This window comes from Aquimarina agarilytica ZC1, assembly GCF_000255455.1.
Lineage (GTDB): Bacteria > Bacteroidota > Bacteroidia > Flavobacteriales > Flavobacteriaceae > Aquimarina > Aquimarina agarilytica.
On the sequence record NZ_JH621253.1, the window covers coordinates 126767 to 146891 of the forward strand.

General features: G+C 29.1%; 17 protein-coding genes. 15 read left to right on the forward strand and 2 right to left on the reverse strand.

Annotation, left to right across the window (positions count from 1 at the left end):
- Nucleotides 1-267: 267 nt before the first annotated feature.
- The 14 genes from KQA_RS0206370 (at nt 268) to KQA_RS0206440 (ending at nt 18451) form a co-directional block, all read left to right on the forward strand.
- Nucleotides 268-1929 (forward strand): BspA family leucine-rich repeat surface protein, encoded by a 1662-nt coding sequence (locus KQA_RS0206370; RefSeq protein ID WP_010179249.1) that lies wholly within the window; start codon nt 268-270, stop codon nt 1927-1929.
- Nucleotides 1930-2116: 187 nt separating this feature from the next.
- Entirely contained in the window at nt 2117-3898 is a 1782-nt protein-coding gene (locus KQA_RS0206375; protein WP_010179251.1) for a BspA family leucine-rich repeat surface protein, read from the forward strand.
- A gap of 379 nt (nt 3899-4277) precedes the next feature.
- Entirely contained in the window at nt 4278-4886 is a 609-nt protein-coding gene (locus KQA_RS0206380) for a sugar transferase (RefSeq protein ID WP_010179253.1), read from the forward strand.
- Complete coding sequence (gene purN / locus KQA_RS0206385; RefSeq protein ID WP_010179255.1) at nt 4870-5475, forward strand: phosphoribosylglycinamide formyltransferase; 606 nt, start codon at nt 4870-4872, stop codon at nt 5473-5475. The genes KQA_RS0206380 and purN overlap by 17 nt, the downstream gene beginning before the upstream one ends.
- A 99-nt stretch (nt 5476-5574) precedes the next feature.
- Nucleotides 5575-6669 (forward strand): hypothetical protein, encoded by a 1095-nt coding sequence (locus tag KQA_RS0206390; RefSeq protein WP_010179257.1) that lies wholly within the window; start codon nt 5575-5577, stop codon nt 6667-6669.
- A 117-nt stretch (nt 6670-6786) separates the two neighbouring features.
- A complete protein-coding gene (locus KQA_RS0206395; protein WP_010179259.1) occupies nt 6787-8286 on the forward strand; it encodes an AMP-binding protein in 1500 nt (499 codons plus the stop codon).
- A gap of 1 nt (nt 8287) precedes the next feature.
- A complete protein-coding gene (locus tag KQA_RS0206400) occupies nt 8288-8527 on the forward strand; it encodes an acyl carrier protein (protein ID WP_029209490.1) in 240 nt (79 codons plus the stop codon).
- Between the two features lie 137 nt (nt 8528-8664).
- Nucleotides 8665-9270, forward strand: a complete 606-nt coding sequence (locus tag KQA_RS0206405) for a sugar transferase (RefSeq protein ID WP_010179263.1) — start codon at nt 8665-8667, stop codon at nt 9268-9270.
- 60 nt (nt 9271-9330) lie between these two features.
- On the forward strand, nt 9331-10419 hold the full coding sequence (locus KQA_RS0206410) for a GNAT family N-acetyltransferase (protein WP_010179265.1): 1089 nt from the start codon (nt 9331-9333) through the stop codon (nt 10417-10419).
- A 64-nt stretch (nt 10420-10483) separates the two neighbouring features.
- Nucleotides 10484-11521 carry a GNAT family N-acetyltransferase gene (locus KQA_RS0206415; protein WP_010179268.1) on the forward strand — a complete coding sequence of 346 codons (1038 nt, stop codon included), beginning with the start codon at nt 10484-10486 and terminating at the stop codon, nt 11519-11521.
- 651 nt (nt 11522-12172) lie between these two features.
- Nucleotides 12173-13306: a DegT/DnrJ/EryC1/StrS family aminotransferase gene (locus tag KQA_RS0206425; RefSeq protein WP_029209491.1), complete on the forward strand. Its 1134-nt coding sequence runs from the start codon at nt 12173-12175 to the stop codon at nt 13304-13306.
- Nucleotides 13303-15240, forward strand: coding sequence for a polysaccharide biosynthesis protein (locus tag KQA_RS0206430; protein WP_010179274.1), 1938 nt, complete (start codon nt 13303-13305; stop codon nt 15238-15240). Before KQA_RS0206425 ends, KQA_RS0206430 begins: the two co-directional genes overlap by 4 nt.
- A 65-nt stretch (nt 15241-15305) precedes the next feature.
- Nucleotides 15306-16097 (forward strand): polysaccharide biosynthesis/export family protein, encoded by a 792-nt coding sequence (locus KQA_RS0206435; RefSeq protein WP_010179276.1) that lies wholly within the window; start codon nt 15306-15308, stop codon nt 16095-16097.
- A gap of 26 nt (nt 16098-16123) precedes the next feature.
- On the forward strand, nt 16124-18451 hold the full coding sequence (locus KQA_RS0206440; protein WP_010179278.1) for a GumC family protein: 2328 nt from the start codon (nt 16124-16126) through the stop codon (nt 18449-18451).
- 63 nt (nt 18452-18514) lie between these two features.
- Here the strand turns inward: KQA_RS0206440 and bcp are convergent, their stop codons facing one another.
- Nucleotides 18515-18970 (reverse strand): thioredoxin-dependent thiol peroxidase, encoded by a 456-nt coding sequence (gene bcp / locus KQA_RS0206445; RefSeq protein ID WP_010179281.1) that lies wholly within the window; start codon nt 18968-18970, stop codon nt 18515-18517.
- 32 nt (nt 18971-19002) lie between these two features.
- On the opposite strand from bcp, the gene KQA_RS0206450 reads away from it, so the two are divergent.
- Nucleotides 19003-19671, forward strand: a complete 669-nt coding sequence (locus KQA_RS0206450; RefSeq protein WP_010179282.1) for an endonuclease III domain-containing protein — start codon at nt 19003-19005, stop codon at nt 19669-19671.
- A 24-nt stretch (nt 19672-19695) separates the two neighbouring features.
- Here KQA_RS0206450 and KQA_RS20505 read toward each other — a convergent pair whose 3' ends face one another.
- On the reverse strand, nt 19696-19842 hold the full coding sequence (locus KQA_RS20505) for a hypothetical protein (RefSeq protein ID WP_010179284.1): 147 nt from the start codon (nt 19840-19842) through the stop codon (nt 19696-19698).
- Between the last annotated feature and the right edge of the window lie 283 nt (nt 19843-20125).

Below are 20125 nucleotides of genomic sequence, written 5' to 3' on the forward strand. Positions count from 1 at the left end.
TTTTAAAAGAAAATAAATAGGTTATTCATGTTTAATTAATTAGTCTTTTCAGGCTTATATAAAATGAGTCGAGGGGATTGTCTAATAAACATGTGGATTATGTTTTGTTGTAATTAGCTTAAGGGTATTAAAAAAAATAAAATTTATGTAAAATATTGAATATGAGAAATATGGTGTAGTTGTACATTTTTTATCTAAAAAAAATGAAAAATAAAATAGGGATATCATAATTATAAGGGTTGTATTGTTTTACACAAAATCATGATTATGAAAAAATTTATTTTACAATTTACGCTGTTATTTACAAGCTTTATGTTTGCTCAAACGGATCCCAATGCATTTATTTTAAAGTACGAAGTTACTATGGATACAGACAATGTCCATATCGGAATAAATAAAGATTTTACTGGTTATAATTTTGATATTAATTGGGGTGATGGTACATCGGATACAAATATATCAGATGATATTATACACCAATTTACTGCTAAAGGAGAATATATAGTAAGTATAACGGGAGATTTTCCAGCCTTGCAAATGGGATCAACTGTAAATGAAACACTAACTGCAATTGAACAATGGGGTACTAATGAGTGGCAATCCGGTGATGGCATGTTTAAAAATTGTTTTTCACTGAAAACAATAAATGCTACTGATTTACCAAATTTTACAAAAGCCACAAGTTTAAAAGCAATGTTTGTTAATTGTGTAAAATTGGAAGCGGATATAAGTAAATGGAACGTAAGTACAATTGAGGATATGAGCTTTTTGTTGAATAATGCAAAAAAGTTCAATAGTCCATTGAATGATTGGGATATGAGTAATGTGAAAACCATAGCTGAGATGTTTACTAATGCTGAAACATTTAATCAAATTTTGGATAAATGGGATGTATCCAAAGTAACTGATATGTCTGGAGCATTTTCAGGAATCAATAATTCATTTAATAGGCCTTTAAATAATTGGGATGTGAGTAATGTGAAAACTATGGAAGGAATGTTTGTCAATTCTAAAGTATTTAATCAGCCGCTCGATAAATGGGATGTATCAAACGTGGTAGATATGAGCAAAATGTTTTTTGGAACAGCTTCATTTAACCAAAATATAAATAATTGGAAGACTGTTTCTTTAGAAAATGCAAAATTAATGTTTGCAAGTACTGGGATGTTTAATCAACCTTTGGATGCTTGGGAAATGGGTAAAGTAATCAATATTGAAAGTATGTTTCAAGATGCCAAGGCATTTAATAAAAATATTAATGGTTGGAATACAGCTAATGTAGAACAAGCTAGTTTTGTTTTTAGAAATGCACTAAAATTTAATCAGCCTTTAAATAATTGGAAGGTGGCTCAAATTACAAGTAAATTTGAGTCTGTATTTGAGGGAGCTGTTTCTTTTGATCAGTCTTTGGAGCAATGGTATCCCAGAAATGAAATATCAATGAGATTCTTTTTCAATAACTCAGGAATGTCAAGTGAAAATTATACTAAAACGCTAGTTTTTTGGATAAAACAACCTGATATTGCAAGCAATGTAAGACATTTTTCTGCAGAAGCTGTAACCTATTGTGAAGAAGCTGTAAACCCAATATCTATACTGAAAAATGAGTTGAAATGGACTTTTTATTTTGATGGAGGTTTAGATGCAACTTGTGGAGGAAATACATTAAGTTCAGAAAATTTTGATAAAATAAAAAAAGATCAAAATACAATGTTTTTTAATTATAATACTAAGTCGTTAACTATAGATGCGGAGTCTAACAAAGAATTATCTGTGTATGACTTATCAGGAAGAGAAGTATTGACCAAGCAAATAAAAGTAGGTGCATCTACTCAAAGTTTGAATGAATTAAGACCAGCAGTGTATATATTAAAATTGCAAAATAAAAATTTAGAAGAAAAAGAATTATTAAAGATAATATTGAATTAATCATATATTTTTTCCCATAGAGAAAGAATTTTAGTTTCAAAAGCTGCCTATTTTAGGTGGCTTTTTTTAGTTAAGTTCATTTTTAGTTTTTTATTTATTTGTTGAATTTTTAATAAGAATAAAAATAAAATAGGGTGATTACAATTTAAGGTGTTGTTAAGCTATACAATACACAAAATTTTTAATTATGAAAAAATTTATTTTACAATTTACTTTATTAGTAACAAGCTTTATGTTTGCTCAAACAGATCCTAATGCGTTTATAATAAAGTATAAAACCGAGGCTAAAAGATTAAAGGCTATAATTGAGATTGACGATAAATTCGCAGGATATGATTTTAATGTAAACTGGGGTGATGGTACCACAGATACTAATATAACAGATGATGTAACGCATGAATATGCCACCGTAAGGGAATTTACTGTAAGTATTACAGGTGTTTATCCAGCATTAGAATTAGGAGGTAAATCTACAGGAGCTCCGGTAATTTCTGTTGAGCAGTGGGGAACTAACGAATGGCTTTCTGGAGAAAAGATGTTTGCCTTTATTAAAGAATTTAAAACTATAAATGCTACCGATATTCCAAATTTTAGTAAAGCTACTTCATTAAAAGCAATGTTTTTTAGTTGTAAAGAGTTTAATAGTGATATAAGTAAATGGGATGTGAGTACAATTAAAGATTTCAGTGATATGTTTTTAAAAACTGAAAAATTTAATAGTCCTTTAAATGATTGGGATGTTTCAAGTGCTATTTTTATGGAGCGTATGTTCTTTTCTTCAGATATATTTAACCAACCGCTTAATGATTGGGATGTAAGTAATGTTACAAATATGGCTAGTATGTTTAAAGCTACCATAGGATTTTCTGGCCCAAGTGAGTTTAATCAACCTTTAGATAAATGGGATGTAAGCAATGTAACTAATATGAGATCTATGTTTGAAGGTGCAGATAAATTTAATCAACCATTGAATAGTTGGAATGTTAGTAAAGTAACAATTACGTCTGATATGTTTAGTGGTGCACTTAAATTTAATCAGCCCCTAGATAAATGGGATGTTAGTAATGTAGAAGTTATGGGAGGTATGTTTGCAGGGGCTGAGTCATTTAATCAATCTTTAAATTCTTGGAATGTTGGAAAGGTAACAGAGATGAGTTCAATGTTTAGTGGAGCTAAGGAGTTTAATCAACCTTTAAATAACTGGGATGTGAGTAAAGTGATATCTATGGGAGGTATGTTTTCAAATGCCGAAGTTTTTAATCAAAATATTAATACATGGGATACAAGTAGTGTAGAAGAGTTATCTTATATTTTTGCAGAAGCTAAAGCATTTAATCAACCTTTAGATAATTGGGATTTAAGTAATATTTCATCTGTAGAGCATGATGGTGTATTTAGAGGAGCGACCTCTTTTGATCAACCTTTAGAAAACTGGTATCCAAGGCAGGGTAGTGGTGTTAAAAATATGCGTTTATTTTTAAGTGAATCGGGAATGTCAAGTGAAAATTATACAAAAACCTTGATTGCATGGTCAAAAGCTCCGGATATTATTGATGATAGTGCTGTTGAATTTGGTTTAAATTTGGAGGCAAAAGGGGTTGATTATTGCGATGAAGCTATTTCGGCAATTGAAATCCTTGAAAACGATTTGAATTGGTTTATTGAACATGGTGATATTGATCCAGATTGTTCTGGCCCAACACTAAGTACTAATGACTTTAGTACTATTGCTGATAATGATACAACAATGTATTTTGATTATCAAACAAATTCAATAGCTATTCAAACAGAAACAAAAGCAGCTTTAACCGTGTATGATCTATTTGGAAGAGAAGTAATAGTAAAGCAAATTGCATCAGGAATTTCAAGTGAAAATTTGAGTAGTTTACAACCTGCATTATATATAGTGAAACTAAAAAATAATGGAGTTGCAGGAAAAGATAAATTATTAAAAGTAATTCTCAATTAGAGTAAATTAGAAGAAATAAAGACAAAAGAGTTGTTTTGAAAAGGCCGTTTAAGAGAAATCTTAAGCGGTTTTTTAATTTTTCTTATTTTATTAAATTTTTTTTAGGGTAAACTCAAATAAAGATGTTTTATAATAGAACAAGCAATTATATTTCATACTTAAAATTAGCCGTCCATTTTGTTAGTGTTTTTTGGACGGCTTTTTTTAAGTCTAGGCTTTAATGAATAGAGTCTCGAAAATAAGTATGATGTATTTTTCTACTTGCTTGCGAAATATTTTCTTCAGTTTTATGCCATAAATTAATTTTTTAGAGCATATATTGTGACTTTAATAAAAAATCTTAATGAACTTATTTTAAGGTTTTAGGTCAAGAATATAAATGTATAAATTAGTTATAAAAAGAAGTTTTGATTTTTTTGGAGCTTTGTTATTAATACTATTGACTTTACCAGTATTTATTGTTGTTGCTCTATTGTTAATTATTGCTAACAAAGGTACTCCGTTCTTTATTCAAAAAAGACCTGGAAAAAATGAACGTATTTTTAGTATTTTGAAGTTTAAAACCATGAATGATGCTAAGGATGTATATGGTAATTTATTACCCGATGGTGAGCGTTTAACTAAAATAGGAAGTGTTATTAGAAAAACATCATTAGATGAAATTCCTCAATTATTGAATGTACTAAAAGGTGAAATGAGTTTTATAGGTCCAAGACCATTATTAATTAGATATTTGCCATACTATACAGAGCAAGAAAAGAAACGACATGACATTAGACCAGGTATCACGGGTTTAGCTCAAGTTTCTGGTAGGAATTTATTACATTGGGAAGCGCGTTTGTCAAAGGATGTTTATTATGTTGAGAACTTATCACTGGTATTAGATGTGAAAATTGTTTTTAAAACCATAATAAATGTATTGTCGTCAAAGGACATAGTTATTGACCCAAGTTCAACATTACAAGATTTGGATGAGTACAGAAAATAAAAAAATAAATTGGGCAATTCTGGTTACAGGATGGGGACGTAATGCAAAGGATATATTGGATGCTTATGAGCAGGGCGTATTAAAAAAGAGTACTATTAAATTAGTAATTTACGAATCTAAACCTTGTGGAGCTGCAGAAAAAGCTGCAGAATTAGGGATAGAAACTTTACTGCTCAAAAAAACAGACTTTCCTGATTTAATTACCTATCAAAAAGAGTTGATTAAAGAGTTGAAAAATAAAGGGATAGATTATATTTTTATGCTCAATTATAAATATGTGATTAAACAAGAAATGCTTCGAGCTTTTCCTAATAAAATTCTTAATATTCATCCTTCATTGTTTCCTAGTTTTTTAGGCACAAAAACGGCTATTCAAGATGCAATAGCTTACGGAGTGAAAGTTACGGGGGTTACAACTCATATTATTGATGATAAACTTGATGAGGGAATTATTTTAGCTCAAAAAGCAATTAAAGTAAATGATGATGATGATTTTGATAGCTTATATCCCAAATTTGTTAAAAATGGAAAAAAGATCATTGTGAAGACTATAAAAATTATAGAAAAGCGTCATTTTATTTCTTTGTAAAAAATGATTTAAAACAGGTTTTCTATAAATTGTAGTTGTATTACTTCTCCGTAAGGTGTATAGAAAACTAATGAATAAAGCTTTTGACAAAAAAGATGTATGAGTAAAGATTTACGTATTGTACCAGTAACTAAAGCTGAGTTAAGAAAGGCAGTTGAAAAAAATACGTATTGGGAAACAAGTATGGTTCCTATACCAAAAAGTAAAGCCATTTGGCTACTTTCAAATACCCGTATTGAAGAGGAAGATTATTGTGGTGTTTTTGGGTTTGAAGGTGATAAAATGGTGGCATTTATTTATATGTTTCCTGATTTGTTCAATTTTGGAAAGCAAATAGAAAAAGGATATTGGGAGCTTTTATGGTGGGTTGATCATGCTTATAAGGATACTGTTTTAGGGACTTATATATTTAATGAAGCTTTGAATTTAGCCAATAAGAAAGTAATTGTAAAATCATATGCAGAAAGTGTTAATGATTTTTACGAAAAACAAGCGTTTAAATTAATTCAATCTAGGCTAAGACATACCATTTTTTTTAGTCTTGATACCAATATATTATTAGGGCGATTTTCATTTTTAAAGTATTTTAAACTTATTTTAAAGGGAGCAGATAAGCTTGTTGGAGCATTAGTAAATAAATTAAACAAGCTTAAAGCCAAAAAGAGAACTGCTACTCTTGAGTATCACTATCTGAATAAATTGGATCAAGCAACTTGGGAGTTTATTAAGCCTTTATGCCAAAATGATTTAGTACATAAAACAAAAGAATACATTGATTGGCAATTGGATAATAGCCAATACACACAAATACCAGTTGTTAATAAATTTAAGCAGCATTCTTTACAAGTTGGCATTGGACATAATATTAGAATTCATAAAGTCAAAATTGTTCAAGATGAGACAATAATTGGTTTTATATCTTATGTAATTAATCATAAAGAATTTAATATAAAATACTTTCTAGTTAGTGATCAAAGTAACTATGATAAGTGTGTTGATGCACTCATCGCTCATTTTACTCAATCGGGAATGAATTTTATATTTACAGACGATACTGAGTTGTCCAATAATATAAATAAACGATTTACTACAATATTTACATATAAAATAGCCAAAAAAGCTTTAGCGCACGATTCTATTGAATTTGGTAATGAAGCTTTAAAAATATACAATAGGGATGGACATTTTTATTAAAAGTAGAAGATTTATTTTGTATGTCTTGTATTTTATAAAGATAGAATTAAAGTAATAAAGTGATTTTAGGACTTTATGATTCATTGAAAATTTTAAACTATACCTGATTTAAAAATAATGGAATTTGTAAAAAAACTATACGAATCAATTTACACAAACGCGAATCAAAATGCTTTTTATATAAAAGATACTTTTTATACCTATAAAGTGTTTTCGGATATTATAAATTCAATTCGTTTTGCACTACAACAAAATGTTAGTGAAAATGAAAAAATGTTAGGTTTAGTAACTAACAATGATATAGAAACTTACGCAGCAATAATAGCATTATGGTTTGAAGGAAAAGCATATGTGCCAGTGAATCCAGAAGTTCCTCAAAAGAGAAATGAACAAGTATTTGAGCTTACAGATATTCACTATGTAATTGATTCATCCGAGGTTTCTACTTTTAATGATTTAGAAGTAATTAATCCCCAAAAAATAGAATCAGTCACCCAAAAAATCCCATTAAAGAAAGTTAATAATAATGATTTAGCATATATATTATTTACCTCGGGTACCACAGGCTTACCCAAAGGAGTACCGATCACATTTAATAATGTGAATGCATTGGTTAATGCTGTTGATATAGAACCAGATTTTAATTTAATGCCTACAGATAGGTGTTTGCAAATGTTTGAATTAACCTTTGATTTTTCGGTAGTGACTTATTTATTTCCGATATTATCTGGTGCTTGTATATATACTATTCCTAAAGGAGCAATCAAGTATTTTTATATATTTAAATTAATAAATGAGCAGCGGTTGACAGTATTAACCATGGTTCCATCAATTATTAATTATTTAAGGCCTTATTTTAATGAAATTAATGCTCCAGATGTTAGGTATTGTAGTTTTGGAGGAGGAGCCTTACATGCCGATATAGCACAAGAATGGAGTGATTGTTTACCCAATTGTAAAGTTTTTAATTATTATGGACCTACAGAGTATACGGTTTACAGTGGTTTTTATCCATATAATAAAGAAACACATACTAAAAATCATAATGGTGTAGTTGCTATTGGAAAACCACAGGTTGGGACTACATATATAGTAGTTGATGAAAATAATAAAGAAGTCCAAGTAGGTATTACTGGAGAATTGTGTTTAGGAGGTGAGCAAGTAACCCCGGGTTATTGGAAAAATCCTCAAAAAAATGAGGAAAGTTTTTTTGTGAAAGAAGAAAAAGGGGAAATGATTCGGTTTTACAAAACAGGGGACCTTTGCTTTAAAGATAATCAAGGCGATTTTTTATATGTTGGTAGGTCGGATTTTCAAGTAAAAATAAGAGGTTATCGTGTTGAGTTAGCTGAAATTGAATTTCATGCCAAAGCTGCATGTGAAAAAAAAGTGAATATAGTGGCTTTGGATATACTCAATCAATTAGGAAACTCGGAATTAGGTTTAGCCATTGAGTCCGATGAGTTTGATACGACATCAATATTTGAGTATATGAAATCTAAAATGCCCGATTATATGATCCCAAGCCATACAAGGTTTATAAAAGAGTTTCCACACAGTATAAACGGGAAAATTAATAGAAAAGAATTGAAATCATATTTTGAAATTAATAAATAAAATGAACAAAGAAGAGATTTTAGAAAAAGTAAAAAGTGCACTTGTTACTGTATTAGAGCATGATAATTTTCAGTTAACAGAAGATACGACAGCTCATGATGTAGATGGATGGGAATCTGTAACTCATATGATGATCATTTCGGAAATAGAAGCTTCGCTTAATATTAAATTTAAACTTATGGATTTAATGAATATGAACAGTGTTGGAGATTTGGTAAGAATTATTGAATCTGAATTATAAAAAAAGATAAATAGAATTTAAGTTTATAGAAGTAAGAATTAAGATGTATTTGTTTGATTTTTACTTATTTTTGAAAACAATTCGGTATTTGAAACTATTTTTGTGTAGTTTAACGATTGAGAAACATAAAACCAAGCATGTATAATCCATTTTTGAAAAGAGTTTTTGACTTTATAATGTCATTCTTAGGCTTTCTATTATTATCACCAATCATAATTGTTTTAATAGTAATACTTCTTTTTGTTAATAATGGAAAACCTTTCTTTTTTCAACAAAGACCAGGTAAAAAAGGAGTCCCCTTTAATATCATTAAATTTAAAACAATGATTGATATTGATTCTGAAAAAGATGAAGAAGTACATAATCTATCAAGAGTTACTAAAGTAGGTGCATTTATTAGAAAATATTCATTGGATGAAGTGTTGCAATTAGTAAATGTGTTAAAAGGAGATATGAGTTTAGTTGGACCCCGTCCTTTACTAATGGAGTATTTACCACAATATAATACTATTCAGAATAAGCGTCATGATATTAGGCCTGGTATTACTGGTTGGGCACAAGTAAAAGGAAGGAATTCAATTACTTGGTCTAAAAAGTTTGAATATGATGTTTGGTATGTTGAAAATGTAAGCCTTATACTGGATGTTCAAATTTTATTATTGACGGTAAAAAAAGTTTTCATTAAGGAAGGAGTAAATTCTGATGAAAATCTTACTATGGAAGTTTGGAAGGGGAATATTTAATTTTTTAAATGACCTCTATGCTATGTAAAATATTTTGTTTAACTAAAATGGGATGATCTATTGAGCAAAAATTACAAATTATCAATTCATGAAATTGAAGGGAAAGATAATACCGATAGGTATACAAAGCTTTTACGTGAAAAGTGGGGAAATAATGTGTATTATTCAATAGCTCATTTAGAATATTTTTTAGCGGAATCACAAAAGCTAATGTATTTCCTTTACAAAGAGGATGAGTCGGTAAAAGTTTTGATGCCGTTTATTTTAAGAAGAATAGAATCAAATGGAGTTTTTACTGAGTATTATGATGTAATAAGCCCTTATGGGTATAATGGCCCATTATTTTGTAAATCAATAGAAAAGGAAGTTGTAGTGTCCTTTTGGGAAAGTATTGATAAATGGTACCAGAAAAATAATGTAGTAACTGAATTTATTCGATTTAGCTTAAATAATAATCATAAATATTATTCAGGAACATTAATAGATTCTTTAATTAATGTAAAAGGTGATCTTTTAGAAAATTTAGATGATCAATGGACTGCTTTTTTGCCCAAAGTAAGGAATAACTATAGGAAAGCATTAAAATCTGATCTAAAGTTTAAAATTTTTGAAAAAGAGAATTTGACAAAAGATGTGATCGCTATTTTTTATAAGATTTATACAAAAACGATGAGCCGAAATAATGCCGGAAGTCTTTATTTTTTTCCAAAGTCTTATTTTGAAAAGTTAGTATTATCAAATAATAATAATTTTACTATTGCAGTTGTATATTATAAAGATATACCTATTTCAGTAGAATTAAATATACATCATGAGCAAACAGTATATGCCTTTTTGGGAGGTACAGACTCAGAATATTTTGCGTATAGACCTAATGATTTTTTACGAGTTAAAATTATAGAATGGGCAATAGATCAAGGGAAAAAAGATTATGTATTAGGTGGAGGGATTAAAAATGGAGATGGATTGTATAGAAGTAAAAGAGCTTTTTTTCCTAAGAATGAGGAAGTTGTTTTTTATACAGGTAGAAAGGTTCTTAATGCAAAAATATATGAAGAACTAAATTTACGGAAGGATGAGAATTATATGGAAGTGAAAAGTATAGCTTTGACAGATTATTTTTTTCCATATTATCGAATTAATAATTAGGTGGTATAGGTTTTAGGAGTGATATTTGCTCCGAAAATAAAAAATAATAGAGTTTATAAATTATATGTCTATTTCAAAATTTAAAACTATTACTGATAAACAAGAATGGCAAGAGCTATTAAATGCTGTTGAAAAATTTGATTTTTATCATACGTACGATTATCACCATTTGTCTAAAGCCGAGGGAGAAATACCAGTTTTAATAAAATATGAAGAAGAAGGTAATATTATAGGCTTACCTTTTTTGAAAAGACGAATTTTTAATACTGATTACTTTGATATTACTTCAGTTTATGGTTATGCCGGGACGTTACATAAAAATATTGATGAGAACTATGATAATGTACATTTTTTAAATCAGTTAAATACCTATTTTCAAGAAAATAATATAGTAACTGTTTTTGCTAGATTAAACCCTTATATACCCTTTCAAGAAAAAGCAATTGCAGGTCTTGGTGAGATTGTAAAACTAAGTAAGGTGGTAAATATAGATCTAACAAAGGATTTAGATGAGCAGCGAACTATTTTTTCAAAAACTACAAAAAGGTATATCAATAAAGCAAGAAAATTATGTACTGTCAAAGTAGGGGGTACAAAGGATGATATGAAGGTGTTTCAGGATTTATATTACGAAAATATGGATCGTGTGAATGCCAAAAAATCTTATTATTTCGATGAAGCTTATTTTGATAAATTTATAAATAGCTCCGATTTTCAAACAGATGTTTTGTTTGCGATTTTAAAAGAGACAAATGAAATTATATCTGCAGCTATGATGGTTAGAACCAATGATATTATACAATATCATATATCAGGAACTCGTAATGATTATTTGAATTTAACGCCGATACGTTTGTTAATTGATGAAATGAGAATAAAAGGGGTAGACCAGAAGTATGCTTATTTTAACTTAGGGGGAGGTTTAGGGAGTTCCGAAGATTCATTATTTAATTTTAAAGCATCTTTTTCAAAAGATTTTAAAGATTTTAAAATCTGGAAATATATAGTCAATCAATCAATATATGATGATTTAGTAAAGCAGTTTGCTGATAAAAATGATAATCAAAGTTTTTTTCCATTGTATAGAAACACAGTTAGTTAATTGTTGGATTGGAATTTTATTAGTAACGACAGCGTAATAATATCCGCCTGTTATTTATCAGTATAATTTGTTGTTTTGTCGATTTTTTTTCTTTCTGTAACTTCTAAATGTGATATTTGGGCATAAAATAATTATCATTACTATATTAATTAACTATTTGAATTGTAGTTTTTTAACAGTTTAACATTTTTTTTGTTAAATTAAATATATTTAATTTACTGATTTACAATGTTTTAAAATTTTATAAATTGATTTTGTTTTATCGTATTTTTATCAAAAAGCATTTTTTGTTATTAATAATTTATTTTTTTAACATTTATAATGTTTTTTTGTTCAATCTAAGGCGTTTTATGTTTTTTAACGAATTTTTCATGTACTCTAGCTAAAAAGTTAAAATTTAAGAGTATAGAAAGGAATATTAAATTACTTTTGTTTTAGAAAATTAAGTTTTATATTGTTGAACCAACTTGTAATATTATACTTATGCTTTATATTTTCCATATTCAATGGCAATGTCAGTGTATTCCATAAAAGGATATTTTTTTTTATTACTGACCCTAAAATAATCCCATACCCCTTTAATAATATTATTGTAATGAAAGCATTCATAATAATGTGTTGTGTTTTCAATTAATGATTAGTTCTGTGTTTATGAATCAAGTGAAATGTAAAAAAATATGGCTGTCCTCACCTCACATGGGAGGGGCTGAAAAAGCTTTTGTAAAAGAAGCTTTTGATGCTAATTGGGTAGCTCCATTGGGACCTAATGTTAATGGCTTTGAATCGGACATTAAAAAGTATTTAAATGAAGATACATACGTTTCGGCTTTGGTTTCTGGAACATCAGCGCTGCATCTGGGATTAAAATTGTTAGGGGTTACTAATGGTGATGAGGTTTTGTGTCAGAGTATGACTTTTGCAGCATCGGCAAATCCTATTACTTATTTAGGAGCGTCTCCTGTTTTTGTTGATAGTGAAAGGGAAACTTGGAATATTTGCCCAGAACAACTTGAATTGGCGATTAAGGATAGAATAGCTAAAGGGAAAAAACCTAAAGCCATAGTTACAGTTCATTTATATGGAATGCCTTATAATGTTGATAAAGTTCATGACATTGCTAAAAATTATGAAATACCTATACTAGAAGATAGTGCAGAAGCTTTAGGAAGTTCGTACAGGGGATTTAAATGTGGGACTTTTGGTGATATGGCAATTTTATCATTCAACGGGAATAAAATAATAACTACATCTGGGGGAGGAGCATTAATAACTAGAACCAAAGAATTAAAAGATAAGACTGTTTTTTTAGCCACTCAGGCTAAAGATGATGCGGTACATTACCAACATTCCGAAATAGGCTATAATTATAGGATGAGCAACATAGTTGCAGGTATTGGGAGAGGTCAAATGCAGGTTTTAGATGCTCATGTGAATAAAAGGAGAGCTAATTATGCTTTTTATGAGGAATATTTAAAGGAGTTTTCAGAAATAAAATTTTTAGAAGAACCCGAAGGGAGCTTTTCTAATCGATGGTTGACTTGTATAGAAACGAATTCTTATGAGTTAAGAGAAAAAATAAGACTGACATTAGCTGAAGATAATATAGAATCAAGACCCTTGTGGAAACCAATGCATAGCCAACCCGTATTTGCGAATGCGAAAGCTTATGTTAATGGAGTTTCAGATGAGTTATTTGATAAGGGGCTTTGTTTGCCTAGTGGATCTAATCTTGAAAAAGAAGATTTAGAAAGAGTTGTATCAATAATTAAAAAAGTATTGAAATGATCAAAAGTTTTTTACTTAAAAATTTAGATAAACATGCCTCTCAATGGCTTGTATTATCTATTGATATTCTTATTGTAATTGTGAATTTTTTCTTAGCATATGTGATAAGATTTGGAATTACATTTGAGAATAATGAATTTAATTTATGGTATCAATTACCTGTAATTATTACATTTTCTGGATTAAGTTTTTTGTGGATTGGTTCATATAAAGGGATAATAAGAAAAGCAGGCTTACAAGATGCTTATAATCTATTTCTATCAGTAAGTGTTTTATTGGCAATGTGCAGTGTTTTGGTTTTAACAAGTAGACTTGCTTTAATACCAGAAGCTTTTAATATTCCAATTTCAATAATTGATATGCATTATTTGCTAAATATTATTACACTTATCACTAGTAGAATAGTTTTTAAGTATTGCTATCATTATGTAAAATATAAGCTAGGTCAATCCTCTAGAGTAATGATTTATGGAGCTGGACACTCAGGGGAAATTACACTGTCCGCAGTAACTAGTAATGATGAAAAATTTATTACTGTAGTTGGTTTTATTGATGATAATGTAAATAAGGTTGGGAAAACTATCAATGGAATAAAAGTATATGCTAAAAAATCAGTTGATCAAAAATTTATAGACAAAAATGAAATTGATGAAGTGATTGTTTCGATACCTCATATTGATAAAAGAGGATTACGAAAAATAGCAGACTCTTTAATTGATTTAGGGGTAAAAGTAAAGATTGTACCCGCTTATAATGATTGGCATGATGGAGAGTTTGAAATGTCTCAAATAAAACAAATTCAAATTGAAGATTTGTTGGAACGACCAGCTATTGATATAGAAAATGAAAGTGTAGTTAATGAAATTAAAGATAAAGTCATTTTAATTACCGGGGCGGCAGGTTCTATAGGAAGTGAAATTGTTAGGCAATTAGCAAAATATAAATACAAGCATCTGATACTTGTAGATCAAGCAGAATCAGCTTTATATGATTTGCAACAAGAATTATTGAGTAAAAACATTAGTGACTTTACAGCAATAGTAGCTGATATAAGAGAGGCTCAACGGATAGAGCTTATATTTAAAGATTATCAACCTAATATGGTTTTTCATGCTGCAGCTTACAAGCATGTGCCACTTATGGAAAGGTATCCTACAGAGGCAATAAAGATAAATGTATTAGGAACAAGAAAATTAGCAGATTTGTCATCAAAATATCAAGTAGATAAGTTTGTTTTTGTGTCAACAGATAAAGCAGTTAATCCTACTAATGTAATGGGGGCAACGAAACGAGTTGCTGAAATATATATTAAATGCCTTCAAAAAAATAGTAAGACAAAATTTATTACTACCAGATTTGGTAATGTGTTAGGTTCAAATGGTTCAGTGATACCATTGTTTAAAAAACAAATAGAAAAAGGCGGGCCAATAACTGTAACACATCCAGATGTAACGCGATATTTTATGACTATTCCTGAAGCTTCTCAATTGGTTATAGAAGCTGGTACAATGGGGAAAGGCGGAGAAATATTTATTTTTGATATGGGCCAGTCAGTTAAAATTGTGGATCTAGCAAAAAAAATGATTACTTTATCAGGGCTTCATTATCCAGAGGATATTGATATTAAAATAACTGGTCTTAGACCTGGAGAAAAACTTTATGAAGAGTTGCTTTCTAATACAGAAAATACATTACCTACGTATCATAAAAAAATAATGATAAGTAAGGGGGATGAAAAAGAATCATTAGATCTAGTCAAAGATAAAATAGATGATTTGTGTATTATGGATTTATTGAATCAAGACAATTTAGTGGTTGGTAAGATAAAGGAGATTGTACCGGAATTTATTTCAAATAATTCTAGCTTTGAAAGTATAGATAAAAAGAATAAAATTAAAAATACTACTAATTCAAAGGAAAGTATTTTATTTTAATAAATTAAATTGTAACAACACTTCATAAATAGTTTTATTTTTGGTGTTAGAAATTATTGTTATTTATGAGATATTCAAATTTACTGTATTGTATTTCTATTATTTTGTTATTTTTTTCATGTAAAACACCTGAAGATGTAGCATATTTTCAAAATGTAAAAAATAAAGATGAAGTTTCTTTGATTAATTCATTTGAACCAGTTTTTAAAATAGATGATATAATAAGTGTTTCTGTGTCAGCTACTGATATGGATACGGCTAGGCCATTTAATTTATCGCAAGGAATTTCTTCATCTGGTGAAACTGGGACAAGCTCTGATTCAGGAAGTTCACAATCTCCGACGTACCTTATAGATTATGAGGGAAATATAGAGTTCCCTGTATTAGGAAAACTTAGGGTAGTAAACTTGACACGTATTCAAGTAAAAAAAATGATAAAAGAAAAATTGAAATCATATATAAATGATCCTATTGTTTCAGTTCGTTTAAATAATTTTAAAATAACAGTGTTAGGAGAAGTTAATAATCCAGGTTCTTTTTCAATACCTAATGAAAGGATAACAATTATAGAAGCTTTGGGGTTAGCAGGTGATTTAACGATTAAGGGAAAGAGAACAAATGTAACGGTAATTAGGGAGAATGGAATTAAAAAGACTTTTCATAAAATTGATTTAACCTCAAAAGAGTTATTTAATTCAGAGGCTTATTATTTGACGCAAAATGACGTGTTATATATTGAACCTAATGAATCTAAAATAAGAGAATCAGAAAATAATGCAACAAAATTAGGTATAGTTTTTAGTTCAATAGGTGTGCTTATTTCGGTATTAACATTTATGATTACAGTTCGTCGATAATTATTAATAGATTTAATATTTAAATTATGGCATTAGAAAGGGCATCATTTGTTTCTGAAAAAAAGGTTACTCCTAAAAAAATAAACATAAGAGAAGAACTGTTAAAATATTTGAAGAAATGGTATCTATTTCTTCTTAGTTTTCTTTTTTTTGGTGCTTTGGCTTACGTATATGTAAGGTACACTGTCCCTCAATATAATGTTTCGGCAACAATTTTCATTTCTCAAGAGGATAATATTAGCGATTCAGCTTTAGGAGCTTTTCAAGATCTTGGAGTGATGAATCAAGTAAAGGATGAGATTAGTAGTGAAATTCAAATTATTCGTTCAAAAACGCTAATACAGAATGTTGTAAAAAAGCTAAAATTAAATATTCAATACTTCTCTAAAGGAAGAATTTTAGAAACTGAAAATTATCCTAAATCAATAGTAGAAATTAATTTTTTAGCTGCAGATTCGATTATAGATACAAAGTCGTCAATATTTAATGTATTAATTAATTCAGAGACCTCATTTTCTTTTTTAGATGAAGAAGGGGTGGTGAAAACGACACATTCTTTTGGTAAAAAAGTATCAACTACCGTGGGTAATGTAATTATTACACCAAGTACAAAAGATATTAAGAAAAATATTGGTCAAACTATAAAGGTAAAAATACACCCTGTAAAAAATATAGTAGAAAGTTACAGAAAAAGATTAGCTGTTTATGAATTGTCAAAGGGGACATCTGTTGTTAAGGTGTCTTTGAATGATGCTAGTAAAGAAAAAGCAAAAGACATAATTAATGAATTGATTGATGAATATAGGGTAGCTACGATAGAGCATAAAAAAGAAATATCAGACAAAACGGCTAGTTTTATAAAGGAAAGAATAAATTTAATCAATAAGGATTTAACTAGTGTTGATGATGAAGCTGCAGGATATAAATCAAAATTTGGATTAACAAATGACCTTAGTGCCCAAACACAACGTGTAGCAGAATTTGATTCTCAAAGTGTTCAGGCAATAGAAAGGAATAGAACGCAACTTCGTTTAATTGAATCAATGAGAAGTTTCATTCAAAGTCAAGAAGGTATGTTTGACCCTATACCTTCGAATTTAGGTTTCGAAGATCCATCAATTTCTAGCACTGTGTCAAGATACAACGGCTTAATATTACAGAGGAAGAGATTATTAAAAACATCGAGTACTCAAAATCCAGTTGTAGTAAATGTGGATGAACAGATAAATGGGTTGAGGCAAGTATTATTAGGTGGATTAAATAGTTTGAAAAGTTCAGTAGATATAAAGTTAAGCAGCCTTGAGACTCAAGAAAAATACTTTAGTGGTAAGCTTTATGTAGCTCCAACTAGACAAAAAGATTTAAGAGTAATAGAAAGAGAGCAGACAATTAAAGAGCAACTATATCTTTATTTATTGCAAAAAAGAGAAGAAGCTGAAATAACAAGTCATATAACAGTTCCTAATTCTAGGATTATAGATAGAGCTTCGGCATTAGGGTCGAGTCCAGTTTCACCTAATAAGAAAGTGATTTATGCAGGTTCAATGTTTCTTGGTTTTTTGCTTCCTTTTATGTTTTTGTATTTAAAAGATTTATTAAATACAAAAGTAAGATCTAAGGATGATTTAGAAGAAGCTTTATCTATACCAATGCTTGGTGCAATTCCAGAGAATAAGAAAAAGAATAAAATTATAATTGATGAAAAAAGTAGAACACCAATTTCTGAGGCTTTTAGGATTTTAAGAACTAATTTAGATTTTGTATTGACGGGTGTAAAAAAAGAGTCAGGCAAAGTAATCTTTGTAACTTCTAGTATATCTGGTGAGGGAAAAACTTTTATTTCTTCAAACTTGGCAAAAACATTAGCTATTTATGGTAGTAAGGTCGCTTATGTGGGTTCAGATTTTAGGTATCCTAAATTTCACAAATTTTTGGATTTACCCAAAGGTAAAAAAACACCTGGTTTTACTAATTTTATAATGAATTCTGAGTTGAAACCACAGGATATTATTTATAAAGAAAAATCTGAAAATCCGATAGATATAATACCTTCAGGAGATATACCTCCAAATCCTTCAGGTTTATTGGTGCAACCTAGGGTTAAGGAAATGTTCGATTATTTAGAGCAAAATTATGACTATATTATTGTGGACACAGCACCTGTAACCTTAGTTACAGATACGATGTTAATAAGTAAGCAAGCAGATTTGACTATTTATGTGGTTAGAGAAGGTTATACAGACAAAAGAATTTTGACTTTTCCAGAAACATATTTTGAACAAAAACGTTTACAGAATTTAGCTATAGTTTTGAATAGTGCAAAATTAAGTGTTGAAAATAATTATGGTTACTAAATTATGCATATCTAAAAAAAAGACTACCTTTTTTTGGTAGCCTCTTGTGAAGTTAAGCTTAAATTAATTGCTCAATATCTGAGCAGCATGATCCTTGGTTTTAACTTTGGTGATTACTTGTTCTAATATTCCATTTTCATTAATCACAAATGTGGTTCGGTGTATGCCGTCATATTCTTTCCCCATAAATTTTTTAGGCCCCCATATGCCAAAAGCATGGATTACTTCTTTTTCCTCGTCTGCTAATAAAGGAAAAGGGAACTCATATTTATTTTTAAAATTAGATTGTCTTTTAGCGCTGTCTGCACTTATTCCTATAATTTCATAACCTTGGCTTTGTAGCTCCTTGTAATTATCTCGTAGATTACAAGCTTCATTAGTACAGCCAGGTGTACTTGCTTTTGGATAAAAGAAAAGGATTAATTTTTTGCCTTTATAATCTGAAAGACTATGAGTGTTTCCGCTTTGATCTGTTCCTGTAAAATTTGGAGCAGGATCTCCAGCTTTTAGTGTTGTCATAATTCTTATTTTTACAATAAAACTACAAAAAAATGACCAAGAAGGAAAAAGTTGATTTCGTTATAAAAACATTAAATAAGTTATATCCAGAAATACCGATACCTTTAGATCATACAGATCCTTATACCTTATTAATAGCAGTGTTGTTAAGTGCACAAAGTACCGATGTCCGAGTAAATAAAATAACCCCTTTATTATTTGCTAAAGCAAATAATCCTTATGACATGATTAAACTTTCTGTAGATGAGATAAAAGAAATAATAAGGCCAGTGGGTTTATCTCCAATGAAATCGAAAGGAATATATGGATTGTCTAAAATTTTAATAGAGGAGCATGGTGGAAAAGTACCTATGGATTTAGCAGCACTGGAAAGGTTACCTGCTGTGGGGCATAAAACTGCAAGTGTTGTTATTTCTCAAGCTTTTGGTATACCGGCATTTCCTGTGGATACCCATATACATAGATTAATGTATAGGTGGGGATTTACGAACGGTAAAAATGTTGTGCAAACTGAAAAAGATGCTAAAAGATTATTTCCTAAGGAACTTTGGAATGATTTACATCTTCAGATTATATGGTACGGACGTGAATATTCTCCTGCTAGAGCATGGAATATAGAAAAAGACATCATCACTAAAAAAATAGGTCGAAAGACTGTTTTAAAGGATTATGAAAAAAGTGTCGCAAATAAAAAAATGTAAGAATTTATTTCGAAAAAAATAAGACTAATTTTTATTGATCTCAATCATAAATTTATCTGTTTTTAAAATACTTAATGATCTGGAATAGTTTAATATAAAATCTATTGTTTCAGCTTTAGGCTTCACTTTTTTATTGTCGTTTGAAGTTTCTTTGGAGTAAATTTTTGCCATTTAATTAATCTTTTGTCGTTAACATTTACTTTTAAACGATAAAAAAATGCATTTATTGCATAAGGATATAATTAAACTTTTTTTTGGCTTCTACTTAGTATTTAATTCGTGAAATTTTATAAAGTATTAAATGTGTATAAAGTATAAGGGAGTGTATTCAAAACAACACACTCCCTTATACTTATTTAGAAATATTTAAATTTAATTGTGTATCATTTATACATTAATACGCTTTTAATATAAATATTTCGTATATTTAAGGATGCCAAAATCATCTACTCTA

Bases quoted from the DNA above. Each gene is read 5' to 3' on its own strand.
- KQA_RS0206430 (WP_010179274.1), top strand. From the start codon at position 13,303: ATGATCAAAAGTTTTTTACTTAAAAATTTAGATAAACATGCCTCTCAA.
- purN (WP_010179255.1), top strand. From the start codon at position 4,870: ATGAGTACAGAAAATAAAAAAATAAATTGGGCAATTCTGGTTACAGGA.
- KQA_RS0206405 (WP_010179263.1), top strand. From the start codon at position 8,665: ATGTATAATCCATTTTTGAAAAGAGTTTTTGACTTTATAATGTCATTC.
- KQA_RS0206375 (WP_010179251.1), top strand. From the start codon at position 2,117: ATGAAAAAATTTATTTTACAATTTACTTTATTAGTAACAAGCTTTATG.
- KQA_RS0206435 (WP_010179276.1), top strand. From the start codon at position 15,306: ATGAGATATTCAAATTTACTGTATTGTATTTCTATTATTTTGTTATTT.
- KQA_RS0206450 (WP_010179282.1), top strand. From the start codon at position 19,003: ATGACCAAGAAGGAAAAAGTTGATTTCGTTATAAAAACATTAAATAAG.
- KQA_RS0206370 (WP_010179249.1), top strand. From the start codon at position 268: ATGAAAAAATTTATTTTACAATTTACGCTGTTATTTACAAGCTTTATG.
- KQA_RS0206380 (WP_010179253.1), top strand. From the start codon at position 4,278: ATGTATAAATTAGTTATAAAAAGAAGTTTTGATTTTTTTGGAGCTTTG.
- KQA_RS0206440 (WP_010179278.1), top strand. From the start codon at position 16,124: ATGGCATTAGAAAGGGCATCATTTGTTTCTGAAAAAAAGGTTACTCCT.
- KQA_RS0206425 (WP_029209491.1), top strand. From the start codon at position 12,173: ATGAATCAAGTGAAATGTAAAAAAATATGGCTGTCCTCACCTCACATG.
- KQA_RS0206390 (WP_010179257.1), top strand. From the start codon at position 5,575: ATGAGTAAAGATTTACGTATTGTACCAGTAACTAAAGCTGAGTTAAGA.
- KQA_RS0206400 (WP_029209490.1), top strand. From the start codon at position 8,288: ATGAACAAAGAAGAGATTTTAGAAAAAGTAAAAAGTGCACTTGTTACT.
- KQA_RS0206395 (WP_010179259.1), top strand. From the start codon at position 6,787: ATGGAATTTGTAAAAAAACTATACGAATCAATTTACACAAACGCGAAT.
- KQA_RS0206415 (WP_010179268.1), top strand. From the start codon at position 10,484: ATGTCTATTTCAAAATTTAAAACTATTACTGATAAACAAGAATGGCAA.
- KQA_RS20505 (WP_010179284.1), bottom strand. From the start codon at position 19,842: ATGGCAAAAATTTACTCCAAAGAAACTTCAAACGACAATAAAAAAGTG.
- bcp (WP_010179281.1), bottom strand. From the start codon at position 18,970: ATGACAACACTAAAAGCTGGAGATCCTGCTCCAAATTTTACAGGAACA.